1 pseudogene is annotated in these 327 nt (G+C 59.9%); it reads left to right on the plus strand.

The features are described from left to right. Positions 1-327, plus strand: a pseudogene (locus A3736_RS03655) (NADH oxidase); the annotation flags it as partial.

Genomic DNA, 327 nt, shown 5'->3' on the forward strand with positions numbered 1-327 from the left:
GCAGGTCGCGGTCGCCAAGATGACAGAATATTCGCGCTACGGGTCGAACCAGCAGAAGCGGATGTTCATCTACGGCCGTCTCGACATGGGTCCCACCACGCTGACGCCGAGCTACGGTGTCGGCTGGACGCTGTCCGGCTGGCTGCTGACCCCGTTCCTCCAGAATGCGGGCATGGAGCGTGTGATGCGGATGCGCCAGCGCGTGCTCGACAATCTGACGACGACCTTCGCCAGCTCTTACAAGAAGAAGGTCTCGCTGGAAGAGATGCTGACGAAGGACGCGATCCTCGATTATCGCCAGATGAAGACCGGCGAGAAATATCTGGT

The sequence above is a fragment of the Erythrobacter sp. HI0063 genome, from assembly GCF_001635685.1.
GTDB lineage: Bacteria > Pseudomonadota > Alphaproteobacteria > Sphingomonadales > Sphingomonadaceae > Qipengyuania.